At 34.2% G+C, this 15,047-nt stretch carries 14 protein-coding genes; 3 read left to right on the top strand and 11 right to left on the bottom strand.

What is annotated here, in order from left to right:
• Positions 1-107 precede the first annotated feature (107 nt).
• Together PTA89_RS00070 and PTA89_RS00065 are read left to right on the top strand one after the other, a co-directional pair.
• Positions 108-626: a helix-turn-helix domain-containing protein gene (locus PTA89_RS00070; protein ID WP_047036129.1), complete on the top strand. Its 519-nt coding sequence runs from the start codon at positions 108-110 to the stop codon at positions 624-626.
• A 2-nt stretch (positions 627-628) separates the two neighbouring features.
• Positions 629-1,525 carry an IS3 family transposase gene (locus PTA89_RS00065; RefSeq protein WP_081538457.1) on the top strand — a complete coding sequence of 299 codons (897 nt, stop codon included), beginning with the start codon at positions 629-631 and terminating at the stop codon, positions 1,523-1,525.
• 83 nt (positions 1,526-1,608) lie between these two features.
• Here the strand turns inward: PTA89_RS00065 and PTA89_RS00060 are convergent, their stop codons facing one another.
• Positions 1,609-2,391, bottom strand: a complete 783-nt coding sequence (locus PTA89_RS00060) for a M23 family metallopeptidase (RefSeq protein WP_081558931.1) — start codon at positions 2,389-2,391, stop codon at positions 1,609-1,611.
• Between the two features lie 227 nt (positions 2,392-2,618).
• A complete protein-coding gene (locus tag PTA89_RS00055; protein WP_160993983.1) occupies positions 2,619-3,632 on the bottom strand; it encodes a glycosyltransferase family 2 protein in 1,014 nt (337 codons plus the stop codon).
• 147 nt (positions 3,633-3,779) lie between these two features.
• On the opposite strand from PTA89_RS00055, the gene PTA89_RS00050 reads away from it, so the two are divergent.
• Positions 3,780-4,643, top strand: a complete 864-nt coding sequence (locus PTA89_RS00050; protein ID WP_268857751.1) for an NAD(P)-dependent oxidoreductase — start codon at positions 3,780-3,782, stop codon at positions 4,641-4,643.
• A gap of 50 nt (positions 4,644-4,693) precedes the next feature.
• Here the strand turns inward: PTA89_RS00050 and rpsR are convergent, their stop codons facing one another.
• From rpsR to dnaA, 9 genes are all read right to left on the bottom strand, one after another.
• Positions 4,694-4,930 carry a 30S ribosomal protein S18 gene (gene rpsR, locus PTA89_RS00045; protein ID WP_003701427.1) on the bottom strand — a complete coding sequence of 79 codons (237 nt, stop codon included), beginning with the start codon at positions 4,928-4,930 and terminating at the stop codon, positions 4,694-4,696.
• A 21-nt stretch (positions 4,931-4,951) separates the two neighbouring features.
• Positions 4,952-5,503, bottom strand: coding sequence for a single-stranded DNA-binding protein (gene ssb / locus PTA89_RS00040; RefSeq protein ID WP_003708930.1), 552 nt, complete (start codon positions 5,501-5,503; stop codon positions 4,952-4,954).
• 40 nt (positions 5,504-5,543) lie between these two features.
• The gene (rpsF, locus tag PTA89_RS00035) at positions 5,544-5,840 is read right to left on the bottom strand and encodes a 30S ribosomal protein S6 (RefSeq protein WP_269148675.1); all 297 of its coding nucleotides are present in this window, start codon (positions 5,838-5,840) and stop codon (positions 5,544-5,546) included.
• A 212-nt stretch (positions 5,841-6,052) separates the two neighbouring features.
• On the bottom strand, positions 6,053-8,605 hold the full coding sequence (gyrA, locus tag PTA89_RS00030) for a DNA gyrase subunit A (RefSeq protein WP_160993981.1): 2,553 nt from the start codon (positions 8,603-8,605) through the stop codon (positions 6,053-6,055).
• Positions 8,606-8,641: 36 nt separating this feature from the next.
• Positions 8,642-10,600 (bottom strand): DNA topoisomerase (ATP-hydrolyzing) subunit B, encoded by a 1,959-nt coding sequence (gene gyrB, locus PTA89_RS00025; RefSeq protein ID WP_003703395.1) that lies wholly within the window; start codon positions 10,598-10,600, stop codon positions 8,642-8,644.
• 2 nt (positions 10,601-10,602) lie between these two features.
• Positions 10,603-11,742 (bottom strand): DNA replication/repair protein RecF, encoded by a 1,140-nt coding sequence (gene recF, locus PTA89_RS00020; protein ID WP_160993980.1) that lies wholly within the window; start codon positions 11,740-11,742, stop codon positions 10,603-10,605.
• A complete protein-coding gene (gene yaaA / locus PTA89_RS00015; RefSeq protein ID WP_003703397.1) occupies positions 11,742-11,963 on the bottom strand; it encodes a S4 domain-containing protein YaaA in 222 nt (73 codons plus the stop codon). Before yaaA ends, recF begins: the two co-directional genes overlap by 1 nt.
• Positions 11,964-12,376: 413 nt before the next feature.
• On the bottom strand, positions 12,377-13,516 hold the full coding sequence (gene dnaN, locus PTA89_RS00010) for a DNA polymerase III subunit beta (RefSeq protein ID WP_003701413.1): 1,140 nt from the start codon (positions 13,514-13,516) through the stop codon (positions 12,377-12,379).
• A 166-nt stretch (positions 13,517-13,682) separates the two neighbouring features.
• Positions 13,683-15,047, bottom strand: coding sequence for a chromosomal replication initiator protein DnaA (dnaA, locus tag PTA89_RS00005; RefSeq protein ID WP_098183839.1), 1,365 nt, complete (start codon positions 15,045-15,047; stop codon positions 13,683-13,685).

Below are 15,047 nucleotides of genomic sequence, written 5' to 3'. Positions count from 1 at the left end.
AGGAAAATATCTTATTTTTTTCTTTAGAATATTAAAAATATCCCTTGGTTATGAAGTGCCTTACAATTGTTAGACAAAGTCTAGTGATTGTGAGGTGCTTTTTTCGTATGACTAAATATACTCAAAAATTCAAATTAGATCTTATTCAGGAATACCTAGATACTGGCTGTTCACAACGATGGATAGAAAATAAGTATTCTTTACCAAAGGATACCTTAAAAAAATGGTGGACTGTATACAATTTAAAAGGACCCGAAGGGTTGAAATTACGACATTTCAAACGTAAATTTACTGTTGATTTTAAACTTCGTGTGATAAACTACTACCTAAATAATGATGTTTCAATGTCCAAAGTGGCAGCTTCCCATAATCTTTTGTGTTCACAGATATCTATCTGGTTGAAGTTGTTTATGGAAGGTGGATCTGAGGCCTTGAAACCCAAGAAGAAAGGTAGGCCAAGTAAGATGTCAAAAATGACAAAGAAGGATGCACGCAAAATCTTAAAAAAGGAAAGTGATGAAATTGCGGCACTAAAGAGTGAATTACGTCAAGTCAAAATGGAGCGTGATATCTTAAAAAAATCGTTGACCCTGTTCGGACCCTCAAAGCCAAGGAGAAAACAATAATTGTGGATCAGATCAGGGTGGACCAACAAAACTTGCCCAAAAAGGAACGATATGGGATTGGTGAGCTTCTAAAAACGATTGACTTGAAGCGACCAACCTATTACGATGAACGCAAACGTATCATCAATAAAAATGATAAGTATGCTGATGTTAAGGTGGTAATCAAGGAAATAGCGGAAAAAGGTAAGTGGAGAGGTTCTTACACATACGGCTATCGCCGTATAATGCCACTTCTTGAAAAAGCTGGATATCACATGGCTGAAGCCACTTTACGTCGCCTAATGAACGAATTAGGTGTACAACCAGCTATGTATAATCGTCGTAAAAATAATCACTATTCTTCTTATAAAGGTACAGTTGGTAAGGTAGCTGATAACTTGTTAAACCAAACATTTGATGCTACATCTCCTTTTACCGTTCTTCATACGGATGTTTCACAGGTACGTCTAGGTGATTCGACCTGGGCTTACATGTCAGTCATTTTAGATCAAGCTACCAAGGAAGTTTTAGCCGCTTCTGTTAGCCAAAGTCCAAATAAATTGTTGATTATGGATACATTAAACCAGCTTGAGGATAACCTCCCTAATAACTTTAGTCCAATTATCCATTCTGACCAAGGATGGCACTACCAATTAGAATATTACCGTGAAAAGATTGATTCGTTAGGTTTAATTCAAAGTATGTCCCGCAAGGGAAACTGCCTAGATAATGCCCCAATGGAAAGCTTTTTCCATCTTTTTAAAGTTGAATCACAGCTTGAAATAAAGAAATGTAAGAGTATTTCTCAGTTCACACATTTCTTTAACAAGTATGTCAATTGGTACAATAATGACCGAATTTCCAATAAAACAAAAAACATGAGTCCGGTTGATTACCGAACCCATGTCTTAGCTGCTTAAAAATATTTTATTTTTGTCTAACTTTTTTGTTGCACTTCAGTTATTAGTAATTTATCTAATAACTAAGAGATATTTGAATCTTCTTACTGTATTTGTTGTAACGCTTGTCCAACTGTTACAAAGTTGTTGCCATCTGAAATCGATGCAGGTTGTTCACTATTAGAACCATACATATTAGTTTGTTCATCAATCCAATTATTTTGATTATCATCAATACCAAACATCTCAGCTGGTGAAATAAAATCAGTTGTTGCTGCAGTTTCAGAATTAGTTGGTAATGATGGCATTGGATATGCATTATTAATGTAGTTTGAAGCATTCTTAAAAGCTCCAATATGTAAATGAGGAGCATAACTATTATAATCTGGAGAAGCACCGGTTCCTCCAACAGTACCTACTTGTTGTCCGCTTGTTACTTGTTGCCCTTTAGATACTGTAATAGATGCTAGATGTTGGAAATATACAGCTGTATTAGATTCTTGGAAATATACGATAACTACATTACCTTGATCTGGAAGAAAGCCTGTATAACTAACGACACCGCTATTAGTAGCTAAAACTGGAGTACCTTGTACTGCCGGCAAATCCCAACCTTGGTGATATTGAACACCATCTATACTACGCCAGCCCATTCCTGAAGAAATTTGTAAATCATTTACACTAACATTTGGAAATGGTGAACTACTATTGCTTATTCCTTTAATTGCCGTTTGATTAATTGTATCTGCACTTACTTTTGAAAAAAATGTAGAGTGTTTCACAGTAGCTTTCTGAACATTCTTATGTTCTGTCATCGCAGTCTTAGAAATGTGCTTATTTTGCATCATTCCAGTAACACCAATTGAAGCTAACACTGCACTTGCCATAACTAGTCTTTGTGTTATTCTCAAAATTATTTGTCCCCTCTGTTTATTTCTATATATGTTCTTACTTTAAAAACTATCCAGTATTCATTGTACTAAATATGCCAATAATATGTAGCTTTTTCAATTAATCGTTAATCAACTGAAATATTTCACTTAGTTATTTTACACTTGGTTTACAAAGTATTAAAAAATGATTGAACTTATAATCTGTTCAATCATTTATATAATCAATTAAAGCCATATAGTCTTTGAGCTACTTTATAAACATCTGTAGCTAATTTCCTACCAAATTTTCCCGGAAGATTAACACCTATCCCAAATAGTCTTCTTCGTAAAATCCTGTATACATCGTCATATTCTTTTAAATAATTCCATAAATCATCTTTTAAATCCAAGTATTCTTTTGTATTTCCACGAATCAAAAGTATCGACGAAATAGTCGTAATAATTTCTAAATATCTCTTCATGTATTTTCCTACGTCAGAATTAACATCTATATTCTCAGCATAAAATTTTATCATTCTTTTATTAACATACAATTGTTGGTCTATTCGTTTGAGCATCACTTTTTCATTAACTGATTGATCTTCTCTTCCAATAAAATAGTGATACAAATCAACATCTAAATAGTACATCTTTTTAACATAAGGCAATGGCTCAAATACATAAAGGTTATCTACATAGAATTTATACTTTGGTAATTTTAATTTAGCTTCTTTGGTTACTAGACTAGTTCTATATATAACCGCATGCATCAAAAAATATTCTCCATACAGTAAATGTACTTTGTTCCACGTGAAACTTTTATTTTTTGGTAACCATCGATACTTAATTACCTTTTTATGTCCTAACTCCACTTTATCGTAAATATAATTACAAATTAACATATCAATTTCTTCATTTGATTCTTCCAAACTCTCTAGGAAATTCAGAACTTTTTGATATGAATTTAAATCTAGCCAATCATCACTATCAACAACTTTTACATACTTTCCCTTTGCTAAATACATTCCAGTGTTTACTGCTTGCCCATGTCCTCCATTTTCTTGATGAACAGCCTTTACTTGCTTGGGATATGTACGTTCATATTTATCTATAATCTCAGCTGTCCTATCTGTCGAACCATCGTCTATTAATAAAATTTCAACTCTATCATTTCCGGGAAATAACGACTCCACACACCGATCTATATAATCTTGCGAATTGTAACACGGAACTACAATACTCAATAATTTTTCCAAATAATTCACCTATTCTATTCACTATTAAAAATTAGATCATGTTAAATTCTAACATTACTCTCTTATTTCTTCCATAAGCATTATTTCTTTTTGCAAAATTTATTAGTGTTAAAATTAAGGTAGCGTTATAGAAAGAAGGTACCTTATATGAAAATAGGTTTTATTGGCACTGGTGTTATGGGAAATGCTATTTCCGTTAATTTGTTAAAAGCCGGCTATGAAATGGTTGTATATAATCGAACTAAATCTAAAACTGATAATTTAGTTTCTTTAGGTGCTAGTTGGGCTGACTCACCCAAAGAAGTAGCTCAACAAAGTGATATTATCTTTACAATGGTTGGATTCCCATCAGATGTTGAAGACGTATACTTTAATTCTGAAACTGGAGTTTTCGCAGGAGCTAAACCACAATCTATCCTAGTTGATATGACTACTAGTCGTCCTTCTCTTGCTCAAAAGATTTATCAAGAGGGTCAAAAAAGAAATCTCTTTGTTTTAGATGCTCCTGTATCTGGCGGTGATGTTGGAGCAAAAAATGGTACTCTGACTGTTATGGTTGGAGGAGATAAAGAATCATTCGATAAGCTTACAGATGTTTTTGAAGTTATTTCTCAGAGTTATCACTTATTTGGCCCAGCTGGTTCTGGACAACATGCTAAAATGGCAAATCAGATTATGATTGCTGGAACAATGACTGGATTAACTGAAATGCTCGTCTATGCTAAAAAAGCTGGACTAGACTTAGATTCTATTCTTACTACAGTAGGAGCTGGATCAGCAGCCAACTGGAGTCTAAATAATTACGGACCTAGAATCTTAGCATCTGACTATACTCCTGGATTTTTTGCTAAGCATTTTCTCAAAGATTTACGTATTGCTCTAGATTCTGCTAAAAACATGGGTATCAGTCTTCCTGCGACAGAAAAAGCTGAAGAACTTTATCAAACAATGGTTGATGAATTTAAATTAGGCAATGATGGTACTCAGGGATTAATCAAGATATACGATTAAAAAAGACACTTAACAATGTATAAACATTGTTAAGTGTCTTACTTTAACTATTAATCTTCAGCAACAAATGGCAATAAGCCCATGATACGAGCACGCTTAATAGCAACTGTTAACTTACGTTGGTTCTTAGCACTTGTACCTGTTACTCGACGAGGTAAGATCTTTCCACGTTCAGAAATGAAACGACGTAATAAATCTGTATCCTTGTAGTCGATGTATTCAATGTGATTTGCTGCGATGTAGTCTACCTTACGGCGACGACGTCCGCCTCTACGTTGTTGAGCCATGTTATTCCCTCCTCACGCTTACTAGAATGGCAAGTCATCATCAGAAATATCAATAGATTGTCCATTATCAGCAAATGGATCAGCACTATTATCTGCTCCATTATTTGATGGTGTATTTCCACCAAAACTATTATTTTGTTGAGAATCACCAAATGGATTGCTATCAAACTGTGATGCTTGATTTTGCGAAGGAGCATTATTTCCGTAATTATTTTGTGTCATTCCATGTTGTTCACGATAACGATCTGCTTCGGCACGTGATTCCAACAATGAGAAATTCTCAGCTACAACTTCTGTAACATATACTCTTGTTCCTTGTTGGTTTTCATAAGAACGAGTTTGAATTCGTCCGTCAATCCCAACCAATGAACCCTTATGAGTAAAGTTGGCAAAATTTTCTGCTGGTTTACGCCACATTACACAGTTAATAAAATCAGCTTCACGTTCACCTTGTTGGTTAGTAAATTGACGATTTACAGCAACAGTAAATGTAGCAACCGCAGCTCCAGAAGCCGTGTAACGTAAATCAGGATCTCTTGTTAAACGACCTACTAGAATAGCTCTATTAATCACAGTAACTCCTCCTTAATTTTTTATATCTCTTTTAAATTTATTAGTCTTCACGTTTAACGATCATATGACGTAAAATGCCATCATTAATCTTTGCAAGACGGTCAAATTCGTTGATTGCATCTGCATTTTCAGCCTTGATGTTTACAATGTGGTAAATACCTTCACTGAAACCACCAATTTCGTATGCAAAACGACGCTTAGACCAGTCTTTTGAGTCTACGATTTCAGCACCGTCGTTCTTCAAAATGTTATCAAAACGTTCTACTAAAGCAGTCTTTGCTGCTTCATCGATAGCTGGGCTGATGATGTAAGTAATTTCGTAATTTGTCATGTCTATTTGCACCTCCTTATGGACTTATGGTTCTCTGTTCTCCTTTGAACAGAGAACAAGGATTAATTTGAATGATATACATTCACGAATTAAAATTATATCATGATTTTAATCGTTTAGCAAGAGTTTTCCTGATTTACCCTACTAATAATTAACATACGTAAAATAAAAATCTTTTCAAAAAAAAGATTGGGATATTTTCCCAATCTTAAAAAATTCTATTCACCATCTTTTTGAGCAGCATCTAATAATCTAGCAACATCGCTATCTTTTGTATCATCACTAATTTCAGTGCTTACTTCTTGAGTTGTTTCTTCACTATTTTCGTTTTCGTCTTCTGGCTCAACTTTTGTCATTGTCGATACAATAGAATCAGCACCTAAATTAATTAATCTTACACCTAATGTTGCTCGTCCTGTTTCAGATACATCGCTAATCTTAAAGCGTATCATGACACCTTTATCAGTAATAACCATGATATCTTCATCACCATTTACAGTTGTTAGTCCTGCCAACGGTCCATTCTTTTCAGTGACATTTGTTGTCTTTATACCTTTTCCACCACGGCCTTTAATTGGATACTCACTAGCAGCAGTTTGCTTACCGTAGCCATTTTCAGAAATAACGAAGACTTTACTTTCAGGTTCAAGAATTGCAGAACCTATAACATAGTCGTTATCACGAAGACGGATACCTCTAACACCAGCGGCAGAACGACCCATTGATCTGATATCTTTTTCATCGAAAGATACAGCATAACCTTGATGAGTACCGATGATTATGTTCTTAGAATCATCGGTAGCTAGGACATTTATTAATTCATCACCATCACGTAAAGTTATAGCCTTCAAACCATTTTTACGGATATTTCCAAATTCACTGACCGAAGTTCTTTTTACCGTTCCTTGACGTGTGATAAAGAATAGATACATTTCCTTGTCAGTTTGAACTTTATCTGCAGGAATATTTATCACTGTTTGAATTTTTTCATCTGCAGAGATATCCAATAAATTAATTACCGGAATTCCTTTAGCAGTTCTACCATATTCTGGAATTTCATATGCCTTCATCCGGTATACTTTTCCAACATTTGTAAAGAATAGCAATTCATCATGAGTTGAGGTCGTCAATAAATGTTCAATGAAGTCATCATCATGAACTCCCATACCTTGAATACCTCTACCACCACGATTTTGTGCTTTAAAATCACTAGTTGGTAGACGTTTAATATAGCCATTATGTGTTAATGTAACTACTACATTTTCTTCTTCGATTAGATCTTCATCTTCAATACTTAAAACCTCACCAACCATCAATTCAGTGCGTCTTTCATCACCAAATTTTTCTTGAATTTCTAGTAGTTCTTCATAAATGATCTTATCGATTCTTTCAGGCTTAGCTAGAATATCTTCATAGTCTGCAATTGCTGCCATTGTCTTCGAATATTCGTTTTCAACTTTGTCTCTTTCAAGTCCTGTCAAACGTACTAAACGCATATCTAAGATAGCTTGAGCTTGTTTATCACTTAATTGATATTCATTCATCAATCTATCTTTAGCTACATCTGGGCTTTGAGAACCACGAATGATATTAATGATGGCATCAATATGATCTAAAGCTATACGTAATCCTTCTAAAATATGAGCTCTTGCTTTAGCTTTCTTTAATTCAAACTCAGTTCTACGACGAATTACTTCTTCTTGGTGTTTCAAGTAGTATTGTAGAATTTGCTTCAAGCTAAGAATCTTTGGTGTTCCATTAACAATGGCCAACATGTTAAAACCAAAAGTAGTTTGCATTAATGTTAATTTATACAAATTATTTAATACAACTGAAGCACTAACATCTCTACGAACATCAATCGTTACACGCATACCTTCACGATCTGATTCATCTTTAACATCAGTAATGCCTTCGATTTTCTTTTCACGTGCTAATTCTGCAATACGTTCAATTAATCGAGCTTTATTTACCATGTATGGCAACTCGTGTACAACAATTTGTTGTTTTCCATTAGCTTGCTCATCAATTTCAACTTTGGCACGTAAAGTAACAGTACCCTTACCTGTTTCGTATGCTTTTCTGATACCAGATTTTCCCATTACAATTGCGCCAGTAGGGAAATCTGGTCCAGGGATTGCCTCCATCAAATCAGCTGTAGTTACATCAGGATTTTTCATTAACATATGAATTCCGGAAATAACTTCTCCCAAATTGTGAGGCGGGATATTTGTCGTCATACCTACAGCAATACCTGTAGCCCCATTAACTAGCAAATTAGGAAAACGTGCTGGTAAAACAACAGGTTCTCTTTCAGTTCCATCGTAGTTTGGTTGGAAATCAATTGTATCTTTATTGATATCACGGAGCATTTCTAGAGTAATCTTTGACATTCTAGCTTCTGTATAACGCATCGCAGCAGCACCATCACCATCGACAGAACCAAAGTTACCATGACCATCTACTAACATATAACGATAACTGAAATCTTGTGCCATACGTACCATCGATTCATAAATCGCAGAGTCACCATGTGGATGAAATTTACCCATTACATCACCAACAATACGTGCGGATTTCTTATATGGCTTATCAGGAGTAACCCCTAATTCATTCATTCCATACAAGATACGACGATGAACTGGTTTTAAACCATCGCGTACGTCAGGCAAAGCACGAGCTACAATAACACTCATCGCATAGTCTAAAAACGATGTACGCATAACTTTAGATAAATCAACGTCTTTAATTCTATTTGGTAAATCTACCAATTTTCTTACCTCCTAACACTTTTGCTCACGATGTAATTAAACATCCAAGTTATTAACAAATGTTGCATTATCCTCTATAAATTGACGACGAGGTCCAACATGATCTCCCATCAACATTTCAAATACTTCATTTGCTTCTTCTGCATCTGATAATTCTACTCTCAATAATCGACGATTTTCAGGATTCATTGTAGTTTCCCATAACTGTTCAGCATCCATTTCACCCAAACCTTTATAACGTTGAATAACAGGCTTTGGACTAGGTGGTAAACTTCCTAAAACATCATTCAATTCTTCGTCAGAATCAATATATTTTATCATCTTACCTTGACGCACTTGATACAAAGGTGGTTGTGCAATATATACGTAACCTGCGTCAAGCATAGGTTTCATGAAACGATATATCAAAGTTAATAGCAAAGTTCTGATGTGAGCACCATCGACATCAGCATCAGTCATGATGATTAACTTATGATAGTTTGCCTTAGAAACATCAAATTCTTCTCCAAATCCTGTTCCTAAAGCTGTAAATAGCGAACGAATTTCTTCATTAGCCAAAATTCTATCTATTGTTGCTTTTTCAACGTTTAAAATCTTACCTCTAATTGGCAAGATAGCTTGTGTTAAACGTGAACGTCCCTGCTTGGCAGAACCACCAGCAGAGTCCCCTTCGACAATAAATAACTCTGAAATTTCAGGATCTTTTGAAGTATTATCAGCTAATTTCCCTGGCAAATTAGAAATTTCTAAACCATTCTTCTTACGTGTTACCTCACGTGCTCTCTTAGCAGCAATACGAGCTTTAGCGGCTAAAAGTCCTTTTTCTACAATTTGCTTTGCAACTGTAGGATTTTCCAGCATAAATTTATTGAAAGTTTCACTAAATAATTTATCAGTAACCTTTCGAGCATCTGAATTTCCTAACTTAGTCTTTGTTTGTCCTTCAAATTGTGGATTAGGATGTTTAATTGATACTACAGCTGTTAAGCCTTCACGTACATCTTCCCCGGAAAGATTTGCATCATTTTCTTTAATCAAGCCACTTTTACGACCATAATCATTAATTACTCTTGTTAAAGCAGTTTTAAATCCAGATTCATGAGTTCCACCTTCATAGGTATGAATATTGTTGGTGAAAGATAACAAGTTAGAATGGAAATCATTAGTGTATTGTAAAGCTACTTCCACCGTAATTCCATTTTGTTCACCTTCAACATAAATAGGTTCTGGGAAAATAACTTCCTTACCCTTATTCAAGAATTCAATATAATGCTTAATACCACCAGCATAGTGAAATTCTTCATGCGTTGGTTCTTCTTGACGTTTATCATCAATTGTTATCTTTAATCCCTTATTCAAAAAGGCTAATTCACGAATTCTTTTAGTTAACACATTGATGTCATAGGTTGTAGTTTCTGTAAAAATATCTGGATCTGGCTTGAAATGGACAATCGTTCCATGTTCATGGCGAGGACACTTTCCTACAACTGTCATAGAGGTAGCTACTTTACCTAATTTAAAGTCCATACCATAGACGTTTTCATCATCTTCTCGCATGACTTTTACATCTAGATTTGTTGATAATGCATTTACAACTGAGGCACCCACACCATGAAGACCACCAGAAACTTTATAGCCTCCACCGCCAAATTTACCACCGGCATGTAAGACCGTAAAAACTGTTTCTAATGCAGGACGACCTGTTTTCTTTTGAATATCAACAGGAATACCACGACCATTATCTTTTACAGTAATGCTATTGTCTTCTTCAACTGTTACATTAATTTCATCAGCAAATCCTGCTAAAGCTTCATCGATACCATTATCAATAATTTCCCATACTAAATGATGTAGCCCTTGAGAACTTGTTGAACCAATGTACATACCTGGGCGTTTACGAACAGCTTCTAAACCTTCAAGAACTTGTATTTGGCTAGCATCATATTCTTTTGCCTTTTCTTCTTGAAGTTTTTCTTTTCTTTCTTCTTCAGTCACCGCTATTCCTCCTCAATCGTAAATGAATTTTCTTCTGTAATTTTTCCGTTATCTATTCTAAAGATTTTGGGTTTATTAATTAATTGTTGCGCAACATCTGATAATCCTGGTGTAGTCAGGAATGTTTGTACTTTATTTTGAATAGTTTTCAATAAATGAGTTTGTCGAGCACCATCTAACTCACTCAACACATCATCTAACAACAGGATTGGATATTCATTTGTTTTTTCTTTCATCAAATCTATTTCAGCTAATTTCACAGACAACGCTGCTGTTCTTTGCTGGCCTTGCGATCCATACACTTGAACATTTTTGTCATTCAACATAAAACGAACATCATCTCTATGCGGGCCGAGCAATGTTGTCCCTTGAAAAATTTCTTTATCCATCATAGTTTTATACTGTTCAATCAAGGATTGCTTTAATTCCAACACACTCTTTCCTTGGTATTCTTTCAATGTACTTTCATACTGAAATTGTAAATGTTCCTTCCCCTGTGTGATTTGGTTATGTAACTTATCAGCATATTTTTCTAATTCTTGTAAAAACTCTAATCTTTTAAAAATTATTTGCGAACCACTTTCTGAAAGTTGCTCTGATAATATTTCTAAATATACTTTATCCGTTGCCTTTTTGGTTTGTAGTTCTTTAAGATACTTATTTCGTTGGCGCAAAACCGCCCGATATTCAGTCAAGGCATGTAAGTAAAGAGCATCTATTTGTCCAAACTCCATATCTATGAACCTTCGACGAACTGATGGAGCCCCCTTAACTAGCGCTAGGTCTTCCGGCGCAAACAGAATAACATTTAATTGCCCGATATACTGTGACAATCTTGCTTTTTCCAAATAATTAACTTTGGCTTTCTTACCTTTACGACTTATCAAAAGTTCTAACTTCGTGTTACCTAAACGTTGATGAACTTCTCCTCTAATTAATGCGGCATCTTTTTTAAAAGTTACCATTTCCCTATCATTGCTCGTTCTATGACTACGTGCCATTGCTAAAACATATATAGATTCCAATAAATTAGTTTTTCCCTGAGCGTTTTTCCCAATCAAAACGTTAACTTGAGGAGAAAAAGCAACATTAACATCTTCATAATTTCGAAAATGTTTAAGTTCCAATTTTTCAAGATACATTATTTGTCAGCTTCCATCATAAACTTTCCATATTCAGGAATTTCAACTAAATCGTTAGGATATAACTTTCTACCTCTACGGTTATCCAATTCACCATTGATCAAAACATCATTTTCTTGTAAGAACCATTTCGCTTGCCCACCAGAACTAATGATGTCAACAATCTTTAATAATTGACCTAAAGTTATATAGTCTGTCTTCAACTTCACTTTTTGTGTCAAAATATCCCCTACTTTCTTTTAAATACCTTCTAATTATACCTTTTTTTTGATAAAAAGACAATTTTTAAAGGCTTTTTTAACCGTTTATAGCACTTTTACACCAATTTAGACTTATCCTACCTACCCTATATTAAAACGGCTCAAAATAACTCTTATTTGCTTTTTTAGCATATCCAAACTACAAGGAGCATTAATTGAAAGAACGGCAACACTACACCAAAGTTACTTATTCACCTTTAGTTTTACTTGTGAAATCTACACAAGTTTACAGCCTCAACGGTTATATCATTTTTCACTGATATTGATCAATCAATCACAATAGTATAGTATATTAATTTTTTATATAAAAATAAGACTCTTTATACATAAAAAGCATAAGAGTCTTATTTAATAAATTAATCTAATTTATCTTTTTAGAATGTTCTCACAGGTGTAATCAACTGAACAAAATTATCTTTATCTTCTGTTGGTACAATTGTGAATGGACGTAATGGTTGTGTAAACGCAATTGTAATTTCTGATTGACCAAATGAACGTAGGGCGTCTTTCATATAATCTGGATTAAATGAAATTTCTAACTCTGAACCTTCTAAATTTTTGAAATGTAATTCTTCTTCAACATTTCCGACTTCAGGAGTATTACCTGAAAGAACAACACTTTGTGCACTTGGATTAATTGCTAATTTAACTACATTATTGCGGCCTTCATGAGATAGAAGGGAAGCACGTTCAATTGATTGAAGTAATTCTACTGCATTAAAATCAACTGTAATTTCTGAAACTTTTGGAATTAATCTTTCAGTATCAGGATATTTTCCTTCTAGTAAACGAGTGTAGAAAGAAGTATTGCCTAGAATGAATAATGCTTGATTTTCTGAGATCTGAATTTCAATGTTTTCGTCACTATCAGAAATCATTTTAGATAATTCACTTAAAGATTTTCCTGGAATAATAACATCATAAACCGCATCGTCAGCACCTGACAATTTGATGATACGTTGACTTAAACGATGGGAGTCAGTTGCTACTGCAAGTAATTCTCCATTCTTTATTACCAAATGAATACCAGTTAAAATAGGGCGACTTTCTTGATTAGAAACAGCAATAACTGTTTGACTAATAACTTGTTTTAGTATATCGCCGGGAACAGTTAATTGATCTTTTGAATCAATTTCTGGAAGATGAGGGTATTCTTCAGCATTTAACCCATTAATTGTAAATTCTGCTGATCCAGAAGTAATTGTTGCTTGAAATCTTTCGTTAATTTCAATTGTCATTGTTTGTTCTGGTAATTTCTTTACAATTTCACTAAAGAAACGAGCAGGTAAAACAACTGCACCTTCTTGTTCAATTTGTAATGCAGCATTATCATCTGCAATTGAAATGATTGTTTCAATGGATATATCTGAATTGCTACCAGTTAAAGTTAATGCATCTTTTGACAAATCCATTTTTAATCCTGTCAAAATATCAATTGTCGTTTTAGATGATATTGCTCGTTGAACATCGTTTAAATATTTGATAAATGATGCTCGTTGAATTGAAAATTTCATATATATGAATCCTCCTAATATATATTTATATATTATTTATATAAGTAGTAGTAATAGTAGGGCCTGTTCATACTGTGGATAAGTATATAAAACCCTGAAATATAAGAAAATCACTTGTGGAATTGCTGTGGATAAAATTAGTAGGTTATTAACATTAATCCACAAACTAATCTTGCAGCTCGGCTCGCAGTTCATTTACTTCCTTTTGGAGAGTAGTGTCTGTATGAAGAGCTTCAGCAATCTTCTCATGAGCATGAATAACAGTTGTATGATCCTTACCACCAAATTCATTTCCAATTTTTGGAAGTGAGGCATCTGTTAGTTCACGTGATAAGTACATAGCAATTTGGCGAGGAATAACGATAGATTTAACACGTTTCTTTCCCTTTAAATCAGCAATTGTTACATGATAATACTTAGCTACTTTATCTTGAATGATAGGAATAGTTAGTTTGCTGGATTTGCCACTGACTTTTAAGTTTTTAAGAGCCTCAGCTGCTAGACTAGTAGAAATTGGAGTGCGAGTCATTGAAGAAAAAGCTTCTACTCGCATTAAAGCACCTTCAAGTTCTCTAATATTTGAATCTATTTGACCAGCTATATAACTAAGAGTGTCATCTGGAATAGAAACGTGTTCAGCCTCAGCCTTATTTCTTAAAATTGCGATTCTCGTTTCAAAATCTGGAGGAGTTATATCAACGGATAGCCCCCATTTAAAGCGAGAAACTAGTCTTTGTTGAAGTTTTGGAATTTCATTAGGCAGTCTATCTGATGAAAGAACGATTTGTTTTTTATCATCGTATAGCGCGTTGAAAGTATGGAAAAATTCTTCTTGTGTACCTACTTTATCTGCAAAAAATTGAATGTCATCTACAAGTAGTAAATCGACACTTCGATATTCACGTCTGAATTCTTCTTGACGCTTTGTTTGTATAGAACTAATGAAATCATTGGCAAAGGATTCACTAGTAACGTATTTTACTTTCGCATCAGGACGATTTTCTAACATTTGATGTCCAATAGCGTGCATTAAATGAGTTTTTCCCAAACCAACACCGCCGTAGAAGAAGAGCGGGTTGTAAAAAACGCCAGGTTCTTCAGCAACGGCTAGTGCTGCTGCATGTGCTAATTGATTACCTTTACCAACAACAAAAGTATCAAAAGTATAACGATCGTTAAGTTGAGTTTCTTTTAGAAAAGAAGAACTATTATTATTTTCTGCAACAGAAACTTTTTTTGGTGTAGTTACACTTTCTGAATTTTCTAGAGGATTAGGATCACTAGGTAGCTTAGCTAAAACAGTTATTTTTTCACCAGATACTTCTTGGATTAGATCTGAAATTTGTCCATTAAGCTTTTGAGTCCAATAATCCCTATGTAAAGGTGTTGGAACATTTACAATTAGTGTTTGATCGATATATTGAACTGGTTCTGCTGGACCAAACCATGCCTTGTAGCTAGCAGGATTTAAAGATTTACTGAAAGATTCAATAATATATTGCCAAAGTGAATCTAAATCTAAATTAAGCAC

It is taken from the genome of Ligilactobacillus salivarius (assembly GCF_035231985.1).
Taxonomy (GTDB): Bacteria; Bacillota; Bacilli; order Lactobacillales; family Lactobacillaceae; genus Ligilactobacillus; species Ligilactobacillus salivarius.
Note: the sequence above shows the minus strand (reverse complement) of the source record. Positions and strands in the feature narration are given on the sequence as shown.

Excerpts from the sequence above, each read along its gene's own strand:
- dnaN (WP_003701413.1), bottom strand. The coding sequence starts at position 13,516 with ATGAAATTTTCAATTCAACGAGCATCATTTATCAAATATTTAAACGAT.
- PTA89_RS00050 (WP_268857751.1), top strand. The coding sequence starts at position 3,780 with ATGAAAATAGGTTTTATTGGCACTGGTGTTATGGGAAATGCTATTTCC.
- PTA89_RS00070 (WP_047036129.1), top strand. The coding sequence starts at position 108 with ATGACTAAATATACTCAAAAATTCAAATTAGATCTTATTCAGGAATAC.
- PTA89_RS00060 (WP_081558931.1), bottom strand. The coding sequence starts at position 2,391 with ATGGCAAGTGCAGTGTTAGCTTCAATTGGTGTTACTGGAATGATGCAA.
- recF (WP_160993980.1), bottom strand. The coding sequence starts at position 11,742 with ATGTATCTTGAAAAATTGGAACTTAAACATTTTCGAAATTATGAAGAT.
- rpsR (WP_003701427.1), bottom strand. The coding sequence starts at position 4,930 with ATGGCTCAACAACGTAGAGGCGGACGTCGTCGCCGTAAGGTAGACTAC.